Below are 17,246 nucleotides of genomic sequence, written 5' to 3' on the forward strand. Positions count from 1 at the left end.
AAGGCGGTCACGCCTCCAGCGCCGAACCGCCTTTGCTGCATCGCAATATAACCCAGACACCGCCGCGTGGCGAGAGCCGACTCACGCGAAGGGCCAGTGCGCCTGCGCGGCCTCCTCTCCCAGCAGCGCGGTCAGCACACGCCGGGCGCGCCCGCGCAGATCCTCGGGGCGCCGCCCCCACACCACCAGCCGCGACGCCTGACCGGTGGCGGCATGATCCAGACGCACGCCGGGGCCGCCGTCGAGGCGCGCGCCCTCGGGCAGCACCAGCCGCCACAGTCGGGCATGGCCTCGCGCGACCAGTCCGCTCTGGCGCTCGCCCAGTCGCTCGCCGCCCCATAGACGCCACTGCGCCACCAGCGGGTCGAGGCCGAACAGCGACTCGTCGAGGGCCTCCTCGCCACTCGGCCCCGGCGTCAGACCAACGAAACCCAGGGCGTTGCCCTGCTGACGAAAGGTGGCCTCGAGCAGTCCGGTGGCGCCGAGGGCGGCGACGCCCTCGGCGGCCAGGCGGCCGAGATAGGCGCTGCGCTCCGGCGTCAGCCACGGCAGCGGCGCCAGCGACACGCCCGTGTCCCACGTCTGACGCGGCGCCAGATGCACCACTCGCCCTGCCCCGTCGGCCAGCAGCGAGATCCGCACCAGCGCTTCCCGAGCATCGGGCCGCGCCAGCGGCAGGCCGGCCTCCTGCATCAGCCGACGCATGACCGCGTCGTCGGCCATGGCGGCGAGCAGCGTCGTGCCCTGGCCCAGGAAGCGCACGCCGGCCTCACGACAGGCCGCGGCCAGCGCGAGCTGGCGAGACGGCGCCGCCGCACCGGGATGCAGCGCATCGCAGCCCCACGACCGCGCCAGGTCGATCAACTCGCCGGGGTCGCCGCCGGCCACTCGAGCCTCGATGCCCAGCTCCCGGGCGGCCTGGCCCAGCCGCAGGGTGACGACACCGTCACCCGCGATCAGGGGGCGACGAGGAAGGGAAGACGAAGCAGACATGGGCGATTTCCGCTGAAGGGAGATTCGGTAAGCGTGGACGAGCGTCGCGGGCCATCGGCGCTTGGGGGCCGACATTACCGGGAGACGCGGCCGAGATGCTAGCATGAGAGCACGCCATGCCGAGCGTCGCCGCCACGGAAGCTTCATGACCACCCCCAAGCTGCTCAACCGCCTGACCTTCCGCCAACTGCAGGTGTTCCGCGCCGTTCACGAGCGCCAGTCCTACTCCCGGGCGGCGGAGGCACTGGGCCTGACCCAGCCGGCGGTCAGCGCCCAGGTGCGCCAACTCGAGCAGGCCCTCGGCCATCCGCTGTTCAAGTACGCCGGACGTACCCTGCATGCCCTGCCCGCCGCCGACGCCCTGGCCGCCTCGACCCAGGCGATCTTCGGCCAGGTATCACGGCTGCAGATGAGCCTCTCCGATCTGGAAGGCACCATCACCGGCGAGCTCAACCTGGCCGCGGTCTCCACCGCCCAGTACGTGGTGCCGCACCTGCTGGCGCGCTTTCGCGCCCACTATCCCAACGTCCAGATCCGGCTGCGGGTGTGCAACCGCAGCCAGGCCCTGGAGCGCCTGGCCGAGCGCCGCGACGACCTGGTGATCATGGCCCGGGTGCCGGACGACGACGCCCTGGAGTTCATGCCGATCCTCGACAACGAGATGATCCCGGTGGTGTGGCCGGGCCATCCGCTGCTCGAGGCGCCGTGCCCGACGCTCGAGGATCTCGCCCGTCACTATCTGCTGATGCGCGAGCCCGGCTCCGGCGTGCGCGGCGCGCTGGAGGAGCTGGCCGCCGACCAGGACGTACGCCTCGACCACGCCATCGAGATGGGCACCAACGAGGCGGTCAAGCAGGGTGTGATGGCCCAGCTCGGCGTGGCCGTGCTGCCGCGCCTGGCGGTGCGTCTGGAGCTCGAGGCCGGGCTGCTGGCGCCGCTCGACCTGCCCGGCTTCCCGCTGCGCCATTCCTGGTGCACCGTCTATCATCGGGAGCGCTTCCCGACCCCGGTCACCGAGCTGTTCCTGCGCTTCGTGCGTCAGCACCTGGACGAACTGCAGCAGCATTTCGCCGCCGACCCCGAGCCGCTGCCCAGCCACGGCGTGGCCTGCCTGCCGAGCACGCCTTCCTGAGGCGCCTGTCCAGCCGGACAGGGTTTATGGTAGGTTAGTCGCCCGAGTTTCTAGACCGTCAGATCCTAGACAGACCACCGGCCGCCCGAGGGCGAGACGCGCGGCGACCGGCCGCCGAGTGGAGACACGCCAGCTCATGAGCGACAACACCAGCAAGTCAGTGGCCAGCGGCGAGAAGTACCGCAACGAACACGGCGCGACCGCCATCAAGGACGGCATGAAGGCGCGCCAGCAGGCCGAGGAAAGCCCGTCCCTGGGGCGCAAGCCCAAGTGGCTGCGGGCCCAGATTCCCGGTGGCGAGCGCTTCGACGCCGTGAAGAAGAACGTGGCCGAGCATCGGCTGAGCACCGTGTGCGCCGAGTCCCACTGCCCCAACATGGGCGAGTGCTGGAGCAACGGCACCGCCACCATCATGCTGATGGGCTCGGTGTGTACCCGCGCCTGCCGCTTCTGCGCCGTGGACACCGGCAATCCCAAGGGCTGGCTGGACGCCGAGGAACCCGAGAACACCGCCAAGTCGGTGGAGCTGATGGGGCTGCGCTACATCGTGCTGACCTCGGTGGACCGCGACGACCTGCCCGACGGCGGCGCCGGCCACTACGCCGACTGCATCCGCGCCATCAAGGCCCGCACCCCCGAGGTCGCGGTGGAGGCCTTGACCCCGGACTTCGACGGCGCGCCCAGCGCCATCGAGAAGGTGGTGGATGCCGGCCTCGAGGTGTTCGCCCAGAACGTCGAGACCGTGGAGCGCCTGACCCAGCGCGTGCGCGATCCCCGCGCCGGCTACCGCAAGACCCTCGAGGTGCTGGCCCATGCCAAGCGCCACCGCCCCGACGTGATCACCAAGACCAGCCTGATGCTGGGCCTGGGCGAGACCGAGGAAGAGATCCTGCAGACCTTCGACGACCTGCGCGAGATCGGCGTCGACATCGTCACCCTCGGCCAGTACCTGCGCCCGACCCGCAATCACCTGCCGGTGGAGCGCTGGGTCACCCCCGAGGAGTTCGAGCGCTATCGCCAGCAGGGCCTCGAGAAGGGCTTCATGGAAGTGCCGTCCGGCCCGCTGGTGCGCTCCAGCTATCGCGCCGACCGGGTGTTCGAGAACAACAACCTGGGCCTGGAGCTCGCCTCCCCCGCCGAGGTGCCCGGCCAGGAAGCCGACCCGAACATCATCCCCGCCCGCAACGTCAGCTGAGGAAAACTGAAAGCTGGCAGTCTGAAATCGCCCAGAGCAAAAGAAAACCCCGAAGGCTTAACCTTCGGGGTTTTCTTGTAGCTCGGCGCTTGTAGCTCGGCGCTTGTAGCTCGGCGCTTGTAGCTCGGCGCTTGTAGCTCGGCGCTTGTAGCTCGGCGCTTGTAGCTCGGCGCTTGTAGCTCGGCGCTACCCCTCGGCGTCGACCAGCTCCTGCCCCAACTCCCTCGCCAGACAGGCGGCCAGCCGCTCGCCGACCTCCGACATCGACGGTGCCTCGCCCACCAGATCGGCCAGCCGGGTCATCGCCAGGCCGGCATAGCCACAGGGGTTGATGCGATCGAAGGGCGATAGATCGCCGTCGACGTTCAGGGCGATGCCGTGAAAGCTGGCCCCGCGCCGGATGCGCAGCCCCAGCGAGGCAATCTTGGCCTCGCCGACGTAGACGCCGGGCGCATCCGGCCGAGCGTGAGCCTCGATGCCGTACTCGGCCAGCAGTGCGACGGCGGCGTTCTCGAGCGCGCTGACCAGCTCGCGCACGCCGAGCCCGGCGCGTCGCACGTCGAGCAGCGGGTAGAGCACCACCTGGCCGGGGCCGTGGTAGGTGACCTGACCGCCGCGGTCGGTCTGCACCACCGGAATGTCGCCGGGCATCAGCAGATGCTCGGGCTTGCCGGCACGGCCCTGGGTGAACACCGGGTCGTGCTCGACCAGCCACATCTGGTCCGGCGTATCGGCGTCGCGAGTGTCGGTCAGCTCGCTCATGGCCCGCCAGACGGGCTCGTAGGGCCGCCGACCGAGGCGGTGCAGCTGCAGCGCCACCTCAGACCACCATGTGCACGCGGCCGCTGGCCTTGAGCTCGGCGAACAGCGCCTGCAGCTGGGCCTCACCGGTCGCGCGCAGGGTCAGGCGCACCGAGACGAAGCGCCCGTTGCGGCTGGGAACGACTTGAATGGCCTCGGCATCGAAGCCGGGATCGTGGCGGGTCACCACCTGGCAGACCATGGCGGTGAAGTCCTCGGCGGCGTCACCGACGACCTTGACCGGGTAGTCGCAGGGGAATTCGATCTTGGGCGGCTTGCCGCCACCGGTGGTGCTGGGCTGGCGCAGGTCGCGCAGGGTCTTGTTGCTCATCCGTCAACCGTCCGAAAGCATATCGACCGCTCATTCTACGCGACCCGCGCCGGCCCACCAAGGCGACGGTCCGGGTCATCCCCGGCCCGTCGCCTTCATGACGCAGGCCTCAGTCGAAGAAGCCGCCCACCAGGTTGATGAAGAAGCGCTGTACCTTGTCGAACATGCGCTTGAAGAAGCCGCCCTCCTCGACCGGCTCCAGCGCCAGCAGAGGACGCTGCCCCACCACCTCGTCGCCAAGGCGCACTTCCATGGTGCCCACTTGCTCACCGGCGGCGATCGGCGCGGTCAGATCGGAGCGAATGTCCAGCTTGGCGGTCAGCTCCTGGTCGCGATTGCGCGGCACGGTCATGTAGACGTCGTCGTCCACGCCGACCTTGAGCTCGTTGCGGTCGCCGCCCCACACGCGCGGTGTGTTGAGCACGGCGCCCTGATCGTAGAGCTTGAGGGTCTCGTAGTAGCGGAAGCCGTAGCTGAGCAGCTTCTGGGACTCCTGGGCGCGCGCCTCCTTGGAGTCGGTGCCCATCACCACCGAGATCAGGCGCATGTCGTCGCGCTTGGCCGACGCCACCATGCAGTAGCCGGCGGCCTCGGTCCAGCCGGTCTTGAGACCGTCGACGCTCGGGTCGCGCCACAGCAGCAGGTTGCGGTTGGGCTGGTCGATACCGCCGTAGCTGAAGTGCTTGTCCTCGTACATCCGGTAGTGATCCGGATAGTCGTTGATGATGTGCCGCGCCAGGGTCGACAGGTCACGCGCCGAGGAATAGTGGTTATCGTGCGGCAGCCCGGTCGGGTTCTCGTAGTGGGTGTTGGTCATGCCCAGCTGCGCGGCATGCTGGTTCATCATGTCGGCGAACTGCTCGGTGCCGCCGGCCAGATACTCGGCCATGGCCACGCTGGCATCATTGCCGGACACGATGACGATGCCGTGCAGCAGCTCGCTGACCGGCACGCGATCGCCGACCTCGACGAACATCTTGGACCCGCCGGTGCGCCAGGCCTTCTCGCTGATCGGCACCAGGTCGTCCGACGAGATATTGCCGGCCTCGAGCTCGCGCTCGGCCAGATAGGCGGTCATCAGCTTGGTCAGGCTCGCCGGGGGCAGCCGCTTGTCGGGCTCATGCTGCGCGAGCACCCGCCCGCTCTCGGCATCCAGCAGGATCCAGGAAGTGGCGGCCAGGCGCGGCGGCGACGGAATCACCGTCCGGGCGACCGGTGCGGTATCGGGCTGAGGCGTCTGCGCCAGCAGCGGCGAGGACACCAGCGACAGACAGACAAGCAGACTCGGCAGCAGCCGACGTAGCAGGGTTGTGCTCAGGGGTTTCATGAAGGGCAGTCTCTTCGGGAACATCGGGAAGATTCGAGGCCGACTCAGTCGGCCTTGGCATCGACGACGAAGGCTTCGTCGAAACCGGCCCGGCGCAACTCGCCGCGCACCGGGTCGATCTGGGAGCGGCCGGCCAGCGGGCCGACCTGAACACGATGCAGGCCGGCCTCGGAGGCCACCCGCACGGGCTGTTCCAGGGAATCCTGCAGCCGGGCCTTGAGCGCGCTGGCGCTCTCGGCGGAACCCAGCGCGGCCACCTGGAGATAGATGGCGTCCTGCGGCGGCGTCGAGGACGGCGACGTGTCGCTCCTCGGCGCCGTCGGCTGGGCCGCGACCACCGCGCGCGGAGCCTGGCCGGCCTGCGCATCGCTCGCAGCGCTGCCACTCTGGCCATGCCGGGCCTGCCACGCCGCGGGATCGATCGCCTCGACCTTCACCCGTCCGGTACCGTGGTCGAGAATATCGAGGCGCGCCGCCGCGGCATAGGAGAGGTCGATCTCGCGCTCGCTGTGGAAGGGCCCCCGATCATTGACGCGCACGATCACCGAGCGGCCGTTGTCGAGATTGGTGACCCGGGCGAAGCTCGGCAGCGGCAGCGACCGATGCGCGGCGCTCATCTTGTACATGTCGTAGATTTCGCCGTTGGACGTCGCATAGCCCTGGAACTTCTCGCCGTACCAGGAGGCCGTGCCGCGACGCTCGTAGCCGGTGGCATCATCGAGCACGTGATAGGTCTTGCCCCACACCTCGTAGGTCGGCCGATTGCCGGCCTTGGAGCGAGGCTCGACGCGCGGCACGGCGTCCGGCACCCGGCTGACGTCCGGCGGCTCTTCGGGATAGGCGTCACTGCTCATGGCGTAGCGCTCGCCGCCGCTCGTCTCGCCGGCGGAGATACCGGCATTGCCGCCGGACGATGGCGGGGTGCCGCCACCGCCGGCGCAGCCGACCAGCGCCAGAGTGGCCAGCAGGGGAATCCACCAGGCTCTCATGGACGCTCCTCCGTGTCGGTGACGGTCGCGGTGAACCAGTCGGCCGTGCGCCCCTCGGCGTCGGCGATGGCCTCGGCCAGCTCGGTCACGGCCATGGCGTAGAGATAGCTGTGGTTGTAGCGCGTGATGACATAGAAGTTGTGGCGGCCGAGACGATAGCGGATCGAGCCGTCGGCCATCTCCAGCGCCAGCGGCATCACCTCGGTGTCGGCCGACAGCGGCGCGTCGCTCTCGATGCCGGCCGCGGCCAGCTCGCCGACGGTCGCGCCTGGCGGCCGCGCGGCATTGAAGGTGACGCCGCCGGGGCGCACGCTCGGCCCCTCGGCCTCGTGATAGAGCGGGGCGCCGGCCCGCCAGTGATGCTCGGCGAAGTAGTTGGCGATGCTGCCGATGGCGTCCACCGGATCGGTCCAGAGATTGCGATGGCCGTCGCCGTCGAAGTCCACCGCGTAGGCGCGATAGCTGGTCGGGATGAACTGCGGATAGCCCATGGCCCCGGCGTAGGAGCCCTCGATGCTCTCCGGCGCCACCTGCTGGCGATAGGCGATCTCGAGGAAGGCGGCGAGCTCGCCGCGGAAGAAGTCGCCGCGACGCGGATGGCGGAAGGCCAGGGTCGAGAGCGAGTCGAGCACCCGATGGTCGCCGGTCACCCGCCCGTAGCGGGTCTCGACGCCGAGGATGGCGGCGATGATCTCCGGCGGCACGCCGTACTCGGCCTGGGCGCGTTCGAAGGCCTCGCGGTGGGCGGCGATGAAGTCCGCGCCCTGTCGGATGCGCTCCTCGCCGAGGAAGATATCGCGATACTCGTGCCACACCAGGCGGTGTTCGGCGGCGCCGGACATGGCGTCGAGCACCTCCTGGCGGAAACTGGCGCGGTTCATGGCCTGCTCGGCCCAGCCGCGATCGACGCCCTGCTCGACCACCTCGTCCACCAGCGCTCGCACCTTGCCCTGGGCGGGGTCGAAATCCGCCGCCGAGGCGCCGGCGGACAGCCCCGCCAGCAGGCCTCCCAGGGCCAGGCCCAGCCAGCGGCGTCCCTGTCTCGACATCGTCACCGTCATGCTTCTCTCCCTGAGTCGATCGGTCCGCCGGCCGCGCTAGCGCGGCAGCAGGCGGCGGTGCGAATGAATGGCCATGAGAATACCGAAACCCGCCAGCAAGGTCACGCTGGAGGTCCCGCCGTAGCTGACCAGCGGCAGCGGTACGCCGACCACCGGCAGAATGCCGCTGACCATGCCGATATTGACGAACACGTAGATGAAGAACGTCAGGATGACGCTGCCCGCCAGCAGGCGCCCGAAGGTCTCCTGGGCGGCGCCGGCGAGCCACAGGCCGCGATAGACGATCAGCAGATACAGCATCAGGAAGGCCAGCATGCCGACCAGGCCGAACTCCTCGCCGAGCACCGCAACGATGAAGTCGGTGTGGCTCTCGGGCAGGAATTCCAGGTGCGACTGGGTGCCGTGCAGCCAGCCCTTGCCCCACAGCCCGCCGCTGCCGATGGCGGTGGTCGACTGGATGATGTTCCAGCCGGCGCCCAGCGGGTCGCTCTCGGGATCGAGAAAGGTCAGCACCCGCTGGCGCTGGTAGTCGTGCATGTTCATCCACAGCAGCGGCAGCGCGGCGGCGGCCATCGCCCCGAGCAGGCCGATGATGCGCCAGGACAGCCCGGCCAGCAGGATCACGAACACCGCCGCCATGGCCACCAGCAGCGAGGTGCCAAGGTCGGGCTGGCGGGCGATCAGCAGCACCGGCGCGCCGATCAGCACCGCGCAGACCACCAGGTCCTGCCAGCGCGGTGGCAGCTCGCGACGGCTGAGCCAGGACGCCACCATCATCGGCACCGCCAGCTTCATCATCTCGGAGGGCTGGAAGCGGATCACCCCGGGAATCACCAGCCAGCGCTGGGCGCCCATGCCCATGTCGCCCATGACCTCGACCGCCACCAGCATCGCCATGCCCACCAGGTAGGCCGGCAGCGCCCAGCGTTGCAGGGTGGACGGCGAGAACTGGGCGATGATGACCATGCCCGCCAGAGCCACGCCGAAGCGCAGCGCCTGGGCGGTCACCAGGTGGAGGCTCTGGCCACCGGCGCTGTAGAGCACCACCAGGCCGGCCGACATCAGCGTCAGCAGCAGGCCGAGCAGCCAGGGGTCCAGGTGGATGCGCTCCCACAGGCTGCGCTTGCGCGACATACCGCTCTCGGGCGGTTTGACGGGGTGGGCGCGACGCAGCAGAAAGTCGACCATCGTCATTGCTCCTCTGGCTCGCCGTCGTCGACCGCGCCTTCCGGCGGAATCTCGCCATGGTCGCGCTCGAGCAGCCAGTAGTCGGTCATGGCGCGTGCCGGGCCGGCCGCGTTGTGGCTTCCGCCGCCGGCGTTCTCGATGATCACCGACACCGCGATCTGCGGATCCTCCACCGGGGCGAAGGCGGTGAACAGGGCGTGGTCGCGCAACCGCTCCTTGATCTCATCGGCGTTGTAGCGCTCGTCCTGCCCCAGCGAGAACACCTGGGCGGTGCCGGACTTGCCGGCCATGCGGTACTCGAGCCCCGCCCCCGCGCGGCGCGCCGTGCCTTCGTTGCCGGACAGCACGTCTTCCATGCCGGCGATGACGTCCTTCCACCATTCGGGATGCTCGAGCTCGACGTCCGGCAGCGTATCGGGCAGGTCGGTGGGCACCGGCTCGTCGCCGATCTCGTGCACCAGGCGGGGCTTGACCCAGTGGCCGCGGTTAGCCAGCGTCGCGGTGGCCGCCGCCAGCTGCAGCGGCGTGATCTGCAGGTAGCCCTGGCCGATGCCCACCGACAGCGTCTCGCCGGGATACCACGGCTGGTCGAAGCGCGCCCGCTTCCACTCCCGCGACGGCAGCAGGCCGGCGCCCTGGCCGTAGACATCGGCGGCCACCCGGTGACCGAAGCCGAACTGGGACAGGCTGGCGTGGATGCGGTCAATGCCGAGCTTGTGCGCCAGCGAATAGAAGTAGGTGTTGTTGGACACCTCCAGCGCCCGCTCCAGATTGACCCGCCCGTGGCCCCAGCGCAGCCAGTTGTGGTAGCGGCGCGAATCGTTGGGCAGCTGATAGTAGCCGGGGTCGTAGATCACGTCGTCGGGCGTGATCTCGCCGTCGCGCAGGCCGGTGATGGCCATGAACGGCTTGATGGTCGAGCCGGCGGGATAGCTGCCGCGGATGGCGCGGTTGAACAGCGGCAGGTCGTGGTCCTGCTGCAGCGCGCGGTAGGAGTCCACGTCGATGCCGGTCACGAACTGGTTGGTGTCGAACCCCGGCACCGAGGCCATGGCCAGGATCTCGCCGGTCTTGGGCGCGATCGCCACGATGGAGCCGCGGCGGCCATCGAGCAGTTTCACGGCGAGACGCTGCAGACCCGTGTCCAGGGTCAGCGTCAGGTTCTCGCCGGGCACCGGCTCGGTGCGCCCCAGCTCGCGCAGCACCCGCCCGCGGGCGTTGGTCTCGACCTTGCGCAGCCCGGCCTGGCCGTGCAGCGTGTCCTCGTAGAAGCGCTCGACGCCGGTCTTGCCGATGAAGTGCGTGCCGGCATAGTTGCCGCTGTCGACCCGCTGCAGCTCCTCGGTGTTGATCCGCCCGACGTAGCCAAGCACGTGGGACATGATCTTGGCATCCGGGTAGTAGCGCAGCAGCTGGGCCTCGACCTCGACTCCGGGCAGCCGATGACGGTTGACCGCAAGCCGGGCGATCTGCTGCTCGCTGAGGTCGCTCATCAGCAGCGCCGGCTGATAGGGGCGCTGGCGCTGGCGCGAGCGCTCGCGGAAGGCCTCGACCCTGTCCTCGGGCAGATCGAGCAGATCCACCAGCAGCGACAGGGTCCGGTCCAGGTCGTCGACCCGCTCGCGGACGATGGTCAGGTTGTAGGTAGGGCGATTCTCGGCCAGCAGCTCGCCGTTGCGGTCGTAGATCAGGCCGCGGGTCGGCGGCAGCGGCTCGACCCGCACCCGGTTCTTCTCGGAGCGGGTGCTGTAGACCTCGTGCTGGACGATCTGCAGGTAGAACAGGCGCCCGGCCAGCAGGCCGCTGAGCACCAGCACCACGACCACCGCCAGCAGCGCGCGCAGGCGGAAGATCCGCAGTTCCTGTTGAGGATTCTTCAGGGTATCGCGTGGCGGACGCATGCTTGGCGGAGACCTCGAGCGCTCAGCGATGGTAGGGATGGCCGACCATCAGGGTCCAGGCCCGATAGAGCTGTTCGGCCAGCAGGATACGCACCAGGGGATGCGGCAGGGTCAGCGGCGACAGCGACCAGCGCTGGTGAGCGCGCGCGGAGATCGCCGGGTCGAGCCCGTCGGGCCCGCCCACCAGCAGCACCACGTCACGGCCGCCGAGGCGCCACTCCTCGGCCTGGCCGGCCAGCTGCTCGGTGCTCCAGGGCTTGCCGCCGACCTCGAGCGCCACCAGATGCTCATCGCCCTTGAGGCGGGCCTGGAGACGCTCGGACTCCTGGGCGATGGCGCGACGGGTATCGGCATTCTTGCCCCGCGCCCCGGGGGCGATCTCCTCGACCTCGAGGGCGAAGTCGCGGGGCAGGCGCTTGCGGTATTCCTCGACGCCCTTGGTCACCCAATCGGGCATCCTGGTGCCGACGGCCAGCAGTCTTACCTTCATGACGCGCCGTGGGCCCGCTCTTCCTCCAGCGCCACACCATCGCTGGGCAGGTCGGCCCACAGGCGCTCCAGGTCATAGAGGGCGCGGGTCTCGGGCATCATCAGATGCACCACCATGTCGCCGAGGTCGACCAGCACCCAGTCGGCACCGCTCTCGCCCTCGACGCCCAGCGGCGTCACGCCCTCTTCCTTCACGGTCTGGATCAGCTTGTTGGACAGCGCCGCCAGGTGGCGGTTGGAGGTACCGCTGGCGACCACCATCAGGTCGGTCACGCTGGTCAGGGAGGAAACGTCGATGACGGTGATGTCCTGAGCCTTGAGCTCCTCCAGTGCGTTCAGCACCAGCGTCTTGAGTGCGTCGATGTGCATACCCTTCGTATCAGCCCCTCTAGGCGAAAATGATCACGCCGCCATTGTACCGGCTCGGGCCGTGCCTGGCAGCGCCCGATAACGGCCCGGCCACGTTTTTTTGTGCCGGGCCGCCAGCGGCTAGCGTCGATAGAGTCCCGCGGAGAGAATTCGTTCCTCGACCGCCTCCGGCAGCAGGTAGCGCACGCTGCGCCCCTCGGCCAGCCGATGGCGCACCTCGGTGGCCGAGATCGCCATGCGCGACGGCAGCCGCAGGCGCAGCAGCCCGCCGCACGGCGCGGCCATCAGCGTCTCGGCGTCATCGACCTCGCGACCGTCGATCAGCGCGGCGAGCGCCTCGGGCAGCGCGGCATCGTGATCCGGGCGGTCCATCACCACCAGGTGCGCCAGCGCGAACAGCCGTTCGGGCTCGCGCCATTCGGCCAGCCGCAGGAAGGCGTCGTGGCCGAGCGCCATGACCAGCCGCGCCTCGGGGCCATGGTCGCGGCGCAGCGTGGCGAGGGTGTCGGCGCTGTAGGACGGCCCCTCGCGCTCGAGCTCGCGCGGATCGGCGACCAGCCCGGGGGTATCGCCGATGCCGAGGCGCAGCAGCGCCAGGCGTTCCTCGGGGGTGATGTGCGGTTCGCCACGCAGCGGCGGCTGGGCCGCGGGGATCATGTGCACCCGATCGAGCCCCAGTGCCTCGTGCAGCTCCACGGCGCTGCGGAGATGACCGAGATGGACGGGGTCGAAGGTCCCGCCCAGCATGGCGATGCGCGGGGCACGCTCGTTCAAAGACACCTCGCTCACTGACGGATCTGGCCGTCGCCGAGCACCACGTACTTGCGCGTGGTCAGGCCCTCGAGGCCCACCGGGCCGCGCACGTGAAGACGATCGGTGGAGATGCCGATCTCCGCGCCCAGGCCGTACTCGAAGCCATCGGCGAAGCGGGTGGAGGCGTTGACCATCACCGAGCTGGAATCGACCTCGGCCAGGAAGCGCCGCGCGAGGGTATAGCTCTCGGTGACGATGGCATCGGTGTGGCGCGAGCTGTAGCGCTCGATGTGCGCCATGGCGTCATCGATGCCGTCGACCACGCGAATCGCCAGCACCGGCGCCAGGTATTCCGCCGCCCAGTCGGCCTCGGTGGCCGCGGCGACGTCGCCGAGGATCGCCCGGGTGCGCTCGCAGCCGCGCAGCTCGACGCCATGCTCGGCGTAGGCCGCAGCCAGTGCGGGCAGCAGGTCCTCGGCCACCGGGGCGTCGACCAGCAGGGTCTCCATGGTATTGCAGGTGCCGTAGCGCTGGGTCTTGGCGTTGACGGCGATGGCCAGCGCCTTGTCGCGATCCGCGCTGGTGTCCAGATAGACGTGACAGACCCCGTCCAGGTGCTTGATCACCGGCACCCGTGCGTCGCGAGAGATGCGCTCGATCAGCGACTTGCCGCCGCGCGGAATGATCACGTCGACATACTGCGGCATGGCGATCAGCTGCCCCACCGCCGCGCGGTCGGTGGTCGCCACCACCTGAACGGCCCCCTCGGGCAGCCCGGCGCGCGCGAGGCCCTCGCGGATGCAGGCCGCGATGGCGGCGTTCGATTCGCTCGCCTCGGAGCCGCCGCGCAGGATGGCCGCGTTGCCCGACTTGAGACACAGGCTGGCGGCTTCCATGGTGACGTTGGGCCGCGATTCGTAGATGATACCGATCACGCCCAGCGGCACGCGCATCTGGCCGACCTGAATACCGCTCGGGCGGGCGCTGAGGCCGTCGATCTCGCCAACCGGATCGGGCAGCGCCGCGACCTGATGCAGCCCCTCGATCATGGCGTCGAAGCGGGCCTCATTGAGTGCCAGGCGGTCGAGCAGCGCGGCGTCGAGGCCGTTCTCGCGGCCGCGTTCCATGTCGCGAGCATTGGCCGCCAGCACCGCGTCGCGGGATTCACCCAGCCGCTCGGCCATGGCCTTGAGGGCGGCATTCTTGGACGCGGTGTCGGCGCGGCGCAGGCGAGCGGCGGCGTCACGCGCCTGCTGCCCCAGCTGCTGCATATAGGCATCGACGTCGGTGATGACACCGTTGGTGTGGGAAGCGTGAGCTGTCATGCCGTAGAGTGTCTCCAGGAAGTAGGGCCGCAGCATCGGGCCACGCCCCAGGCTCGTGTCGAATCGGGAAGGAGCCCATACTAAGTCACCATGCAGAGCAAGTACAAAGCCGGGCTGATGCGCGCCAACCTGCTGGTCGCCGCCTGCCTCGCGAGCTTCCTGGCCGCCACTGCCGAGACACTGCCGGACGCCTTGCTGCTGAGCCTGGCGGCGCTGTGGCTGGCGGTGACGGCCACCCAGGTGGGGCTGAGCCACCGCCACCCGGCCACCCTGCCCTGGCAGCTGCTGCCGGGCCTGCTGCTGGCCGCCATGCTGTGGGTCACGCCGGAGCGCCACCTGACCTGGCTATGGGCCTGGGCACTGCTGCTGATGCTGCCCCAGCCTCGCTGGGTGCTGCCCTTCAACGGCGTGCTGGCCGCCGCCAGCTGGTGGCCGCTGCGCGACCTGCTGGGGCTGGAAGCCTGGCTGTTGGCCGGCCTGCTGCTGGCCGGACTGATGCTGCTGGGGCTGTCGCGCTCGCTGGAGCTCCAGGCTCTGCGTCGCCGCATCCGCCATCGCGCCCGACTGGTCCCGGAACTGGCCCTGTGGCCGAGCCGCCGCCTCCACCACGACGTGCAGCGCGAACGCCAGCGCGCCCGCCAGGAGGGCGGCCACATCGAGCTGCTGCTGCTGCACGTCGGCCGTCGTCGCCTGTGGCCGCTGGCCGAGCGGCTGTGCCGGCGCCTGCAGCCGTTCGAGAACGGCTATCGGCTCGACCGCCACACCCTGGCGCTGCTGCTGGTCCACCGCGACGGCAAACAGGCCGAGCGGCGGCGGCAGGTGCTGCTGGACGACCTGGAAGATCGTGTGCGCGTGCGGGTGATCCACCTGCCGCAGCTGGGCTCTCTGGCCAGCGAACGCCGCGCCTTCAAGCGCCAGACCCGCGCCTTCGAGGTTCGAGAGGCCGTGCCCCATGATTGAAATCTCCGCCTCGCGTCCGCGCCTGTTCATCCTGGTGCTGGGCATCGCCACCCTGTTGCTGATCGGCCAGGCGCTGTGGTTCTACCTGATGGGCGACTACGTGCGCATCCTGCTGCCGGCGCTGCTCGCCCCACTCATGGCCCTCGCCACTCTGCTGGCCGCCGCGGGCGACGCGTCGCGTCGGGCCTCCGCCTATCTGGCACTGATCTGCGGCTTCCTGCTGATCGCGGTCGAACTGCCCAGCCAGTCCGGCTTCCCGGCGCTGTGGATCGGCCTGCCGCCGATCCTGACCCTGGTGCTGCTGCCACTGGGTCCGGCCACGCTGCTCAACCTGGCGCTGACGCCGATCTGGCTGGCCCTGCTCGGCAACGGCGAAGCCGACGCCGACCTGGCCGCCGGCTATCTGACGCTGGTCGCCGTGGCCTCACTGGCGCTGTGGGACCGTCTGCGCCAGCGTGCGCTGCTGCAGACGACCGATCCGCTGGATCAGGAATGTCCGGCGCTGACGCGCACGCGCCTGCACGAACGCCTCACCGGCGAGTTCGAGCGCGCCCGGCTGCTCGAACGCCCCCTCTCTGTATTGCTGCTGCATTTGCCTCAGCTCGAGATGACCCGCGAGCAGTTCGGCGACGTACCGCGGCGCGCCATGCTGAAGACACTCTGCCAGTGCATACTGCGCGACAGCCGCGACCTCGACGCGCTGGGACGGGAGGACGAGGCCGCCTTCTGGCTGATCCTGCCGGACACCACCGAGAGCGGCGCCCTGCTGATGCGCCATCGCCTGCAGCAGGCCATGGAACAGATCGTGCTGGTGGACACCGGGCCACTGGAGGTTCGCCTGCGCCTGGAGGCACCCCGCTCCGGTGAGTCGTGCCAGGCCTTCCTGGCCCGACTGCAGGCCATGACCCAGACCCTGGCCAGCGGCTGACGCCGCCGCCATCCTCGAGGAGGGAACCTTGCATCTCGTCGACCTGCTCCAGCAGCTGACCCCGTCGCCGACCGTCCTGCTGCTGCTGACCGCGCTCATCGCGCTGGTGGAATCCCTGGCCCTGGTGGGGCTGCTGGTGCCCGGCGTGGTACTGATTACCGCAGTCGCGTCCCTGGCCGGCCACCACCAGGTGGGCGCTCCCCCGATGATGGTGGCCGCCTTCGTCGGCGCCGTGATCGGTGACGGGCTCAGCTTCTGGCTCGGCGCCACCCAGCGCGAGCGCGTCACCGGCCTCTGGCCGCTGTCACGCTATCCGGAATGGCTGGCCCAGGGCGCCCGCTTCTTTCGGCGACACGGTTCGCTGTCGGTCTTCCTCGGGCGCTTCGTCGGGCCGGTGCGCCCGGTGATACCGCTGATCGCCGGCATGATGGACATGGCCCCGCGCCGCTTCCTGATCGCCAACCTGACCTCCGCGGCGCTGTGGGCGCCGGCCTACGTGCTCCCCGGCTACCTGCTGGGGCGCACCTGGCGGCGCCTGCCCGGCATCCCCGAAGCCCTGGAACCCTGGCTGGCGGGCCTCGGCGCCCTGATCGTGGCGCTGGCACTGGTGTTCTCCTGGCTGCGCCATCAAACCCATCACGATGGCCTGATCTACCGCGCCATGGCCGACCTGTTGCACCGCCACCCCCGCGGCCAGCGCCTGTGGCAGGCGCTGGCCCGCACCCGGGAACGCGAGGCACCGCTGGGCACCTGGCTGCTGCTGCTGACCTCGCTCACCGCCCTTTCGGCCCTGACCCTGCTGGTGCTGCAGCAGGGCGGCCCGCTGCCCATGGACCGCCGGCTCGACACGCTGATGGGCGGCCTGACGCTGCCGAGCCTGAGCGTGCTCGGCGAGACGCTGGCGCGGCTCGGCGATCTCTACGGCGTCATCGCCCTGATACTGCCCTGGGGGCTCTGGTGGCTGGCTCGCGGCAGGCTCGACGTGCTGGTTCACTTCGGCGGCGGGCTGTTCGGGATCGCCGCACTCAACACCCTCGGCAAGGCGCTGATCGGCCGTGTGCGCCCGGACACGCCACTGCACCTGGCGGACTCGTTCTCCTATCCCAGCGCTCACACCTCCACCGCCGTGGTGCTCTACGGCCTGGCCGCGGCCTTCATCGCCCGCGAGCTGCCGCTGTCACGACGCTTCTGGGCCTACTGGGGCGCCATCGCCATCATCGTGCCGATGGCGCTGTCGCGGCTGGTGCTGGGGGTGCACTGGCTGAGCGATTTGATCGGCGGCGCCCTGCTCGGGCTGGTGGTCTGCGCGCTGGTGCAGCTGGCCTGGCAGCGCCGGCCGCATCGCACCCTTCGGCCCTGCCCCTGGCCGCTGCTCGGCGCGGCGTCGCTGGCGCTGGTTGCCGCGCGCATCGCCTGGCTGGGGCCGGTGTAGGGGCAAGCGGCAAGCGGCAAGCGGCAAGCGGCAAGTCGATAGCCTGAAATCGCCCAGAGTAAAAGAAACCCC

General features: G+C 69.8%; 17 protein-coding genes. 5 read left to right on the forward strand and 12 right to left on the reverse strand.

From position 1 onward, the window contains the following. Nucleotides 1-81: 81 nt before the first annotated feature. On the reverse strand, nt 82-993 hold the full coding sequence (locus MYL53_RS05410; RefSeq protein WP_247852567.1) for an acetyl-CoA carboxylase biotin carboxylase subunit family protein: 912 nt from the start codon (nt 991-993) through the stop codon (nt 82-84). A gap of 145 nt (nt 994-1,138) precedes the next feature. Between MYL53_RS05410 and MYL53_RS05415 the strand changes: the two genes are divergently transcribed. Beyond that, nucleotides 1,139-2,125, forward strand: coding sequence for a LysR family transcriptional regulator (locus MYL53_RS05415; RefSeq protein ID WP_247852568.1), 987 nt, complete (start codon nt 1,139-1,141; stop codon nt 2,123-2,125). Between the two features lie 136 nt (nt 2,126-2,261). Continuing rightward, on the forward strand, nt 2,262-3,320 hold the full coding sequence (gene lipA / locus MYL53_RS05420) for a lipoyl synthase (protein ID WP_247852570.1): 1,059 nt from the start codon (nt 2,262-2,264) through the stop codon (nt 3,318-3,320). A gap of 186 nt (nt 3,321-3,506) precedes the next feature. On the opposite strand, the gene lipB is transcribed toward lipA, so the two are convergent. From lipB to MYL53_RS05475, 11 genes are all read right to left on the reverse strand, one after another. Further along, a complete protein-coding gene (gene lipB, locus MYL53_RS05425; RefSeq protein WP_345740357.1) occupies nt 3,507-4,139 on the reverse strand; it encodes a lipoyl(octanoyl) transferase LipB in 633 nt (210 codons plus the stop codon). A 1-nt stretch (nt 4,140) separates the two neighbouring features. After that, nucleotides 4,141-4,452 carry an HP0495 family protein gene (locus MYL53_RS05430; RefSeq protein ID WP_247852572.1) on the reverse strand — a complete coding sequence of 104 codons (312 nt, stop codon included), beginning with the start codon at nt 4,450-4,452 and terminating at the stop codon, nt 4,141-4,143. Between the two features lie 109 nt (nt 4,453-4,561). Further along, complete coding sequence (locus MYL53_RS05435) at nt 4,562-5,779, reverse strand: D-alanyl-D-alanine carboxypeptidase family protein (protein ID WP_247852574.1); 1,218 nt, start codon at nt 5,777-5,779, stop codon at nt 4,562-4,564. A 44-nt stretch (nt 5,780-5,823) separates the two neighbouring features. Then, complete coding sequence (locus tag MYL53_RS05440) at nt 5,824-6,768, reverse strand: septal ring lytic transglycosylase RlpA family protein (RefSeq protein WP_247852576.1); 945 nt, start codon at nt 6,766-6,768, stop codon at nt 5,824-5,826. Further along, nucleotides 6,765-7,829 (reverse strand): lytic murein transglycosylase B, encoded by a 1,065-nt coding sequence (mltB, locus tag MYL53_RS05445; RefSeq protein WP_247852578.1) that lies wholly within the window; start codon nt 7,827-7,829, stop codon nt 6,765-6,767. The genes MYL53_RS05440 and mltB overlap by 4 nt, the downstream gene beginning before the upstream one ends. A gap of 36 nt (nt 7,830-7,865) precedes the next feature. Continuing rightward, the gene (rodA, locus tag MYL53_RS05450; RefSeq protein ID WP_247852579.1) at nt 7,866-9,023 is read right to left on the reverse strand and encodes a rod shape-determining protein RodA; all 1,158 of its coding nucleotides are present in this window, start codon (nt 9,021-9,023) and stop codon (nt 7,866-7,868) included. After that, on the reverse strand, nt 9,020-10,918 hold the full coding sequence (gene mrdA, locus MYL53_RS05455) for a penicillin-binding protein 2 (RefSeq protein ID WP_247852581.1): 1,899 nt from the start codon (nt 10,916-10,918) through the stop codon (nt 9,020-9,022). The genes rodA and mrdA overlap by 4 nt, the downstream gene beginning before the upstream one ends. 22 nt (nt 10,919-10,940) lie before the next feature. Continuing rightward, a complete protein-coding gene (gene rlmH, locus MYL53_RS05460; RefSeq protein ID WP_247852583.1) occupies nt 10,941-11,408 on the reverse strand; it encodes a 23S rRNA (pseudouridine(1915)-N(3))-methyltransferase RlmH in 468 nt (155 codons plus the stop codon). Then, a complete protein-coding gene (gene rsfS / locus MYL53_RS05465; RefSeq protein WP_247852585.1) occupies nt 11,405-11,776 on the reverse strand; it encodes a ribosome silencing factor in 372 nt (123 codons plus the stop codon). Before rsfS ends, rlmH begins: the two co-directional genes overlap by 4 nt. 120 nt (nt 11,777-11,896) lie before the next feature. Continuing rightward, a complete protein-coding gene (gene nadD, locus MYL53_RS05470; protein ID WP_247852992.1) occupies nt 11,897-12,523 on the reverse strand; it encodes a nicotinate-nucleotide adenylyltransferase in 627 nt (208 codons plus the stop codon). 38 nt (nt 12,524-12,561) lie between these two features. Next, entirely contained in the window at nt 12,562-13,854 is a 1,293-nt protein-coding gene (locus tag MYL53_RS05475) for a glutamate-5-semialdehyde dehydrogenase (protein ID WP_247852586.1), read from the reverse strand. A 90-nt stretch (nt 13,855-13,944) separates the two neighbouring features. Between MYL53_RS05475 and MYL53_RS05480 the strand changes: the two genes are divergently transcribed. Genes MYL53_RS05480 through MYL53_RS05490 form a run of 3 tightly spaced genes read left to right on the forward strand, consistent with a single transcriptional unit; the run spans nt 13,945 to nt 17,174 of the window. Next, a complete protein-coding gene (locus tag MYL53_RS05480) occupies nt 13,945-14,814 on the forward strand; it encodes a hypothetical protein (RefSeq protein WP_247852587.1) in 870 nt (289 codons plus the stop codon). Continuing rightward, the gene (locus MYL53_RS05485; RefSeq protein ID WP_247852588.1) at nt 14,807-15,742 is read left to right on the forward strand and encodes a GGDEF domain-containing protein; all 936 of its coding nucleotides are present in this window, start codon (nt 14,807-14,809) and stop codon (nt 15,740-15,742) included. The genes MYL53_RS05480 and MYL53_RS05485 overlap by 8 nt, the downstream gene beginning before the upstream one ends. A gap of 28 nt (nt 15,743-15,770) precedes the next feature. Next, nucleotides 15,771-17,174, forward strand: a complete 1,404-nt coding sequence (locus MYL53_RS05490; protein ID WP_247852589.1) for a bifunctional DedA family/phosphatase PAP2 family protein — start codon at nt 15,771-15,773, stop codon at nt 17,172-17,174. Nucleotides 17,175-17,246: the final 72 nt, after the last annotated feature.

Source organism: Halomonas getboli (genome assembly GCF_023094245.1).
In the GTDB taxonomy this organism is placed as follows: domain Bacteria; phylum Pseudomonadota; class Gammaproteobacteria; order Pseudomonadales; family Halomonadaceae; genus Halomonas; species Halomonas getboli.

What these genes read in the sequence shown, in the direction of transcription:
- MYL53_RS05410 (WP_247852567.1), bottom strand. Translation starts at nt 993, where the DNA reads ATGTCTGCTTCGTCTTCCCTTCCTCGTCGCCCCCTGATCGCGGGTGAC.
- MYL53_RS05415 (WP_247852568.1), top strand. Translation starts at nt 1,139, where the DNA reads ATGACCACCCCCAAGCTGCTCAACCGCCTGACCTTCCGCCAACTGCAG.
- lipA (WP_247852570.1), top strand. Translation starts at nt 2,262, where the DNA reads ATGAGCGACAACACCAGCAAGTCAGTGGCCAGCGGCGAGAAGTACCGC.
- MYL53_RS05430 (WP_247852572.1), bottom strand. Translation starts at nt 4,452, where the DNA reads ATGAGCAACAAGACCCTGCGCGACCTGCGCCAGCCCAGCACCACCGGT.
- MYL53_RS05435 (WP_247852574.1), bottom strand. Translation starts at nt 5,779, where the DNA reads ATGAAACCCCTGAGCACAACCCTGCTACGTCGGCTGCTGCCGAGTCTG.
- MYL53_RS05440 (WP_247852576.1), bottom strand. Translation starts at nt 6,768, where the DNA reads ATGAGAGCCTGGTGGATTCCCCTGCTGGCCACTCTGGCGCTGGTCGGC.
- mltB (WP_247852578.1), bottom strand. Translation starts at nt 7,829, where the DNA reads ATGACGGTGACGATGTCGAGACAGGGACGCCGCTGGCTGGGCCTGGCC.
- rodA (WP_247852579.1), bottom strand. Translation starts at nt 9,023, where the DNA reads ATGACGATGGTCGACTTTCTGCTGCGTCGCGCCCACCCCGTCAAACCG.
- mrdA (WP_247852581.1), bottom strand. Translation starts at nt 10,918, where the DNA reads ATGCGTCCGCCACGCGATACCCTGAAGAATCCTCAACAGGAACTGCGG.
- rlmH (WP_247852583.1), bottom strand. Translation starts at nt 11,408, where the DNA reads ATGAAGGTAAGACTGCTGGCCGTCGGCACCAGGATGCCCGATTGGGTG.
- rsfS (WP_247852585.1), bottom strand. Translation starts at nt 11,776, where the DNA reads ATGCACATCGACGCACTCAAGACGCTGGTGCTGAACGCACTGGAGGAG.
- nadD (WP_247852992.1), bottom strand. Translation starts at nt 12,523, where the DNA reads ATGCTGGGCGGGACCTTCGACCCCGTCCATCTCGGTCATCTCCGCAGC.
- MYL53_RS05475 (WP_247852586.1), bottom strand. Translation starts at nt 13,854, where the DNA reads ATGACAGCTCACGCTTCCCACACCAACGGTGTCATCACCGACGTCGAT.
- MYL53_RS05480 (WP_247852587.1), top strand. Translation starts at nt 13,945, where the DNA reads ATGCAGAGCAAGTACAAAGCCGGGCTGATGCGCGCCAACCTGCTGGTC.
- MYL53_RS05485 (WP_247852588.1), top strand. Translation starts at nt 14,807, where the DNA reads ATGATTGAAATCTCCGCCTCGCGTCCGCGCCTGTTCATCCTGGTGCTG.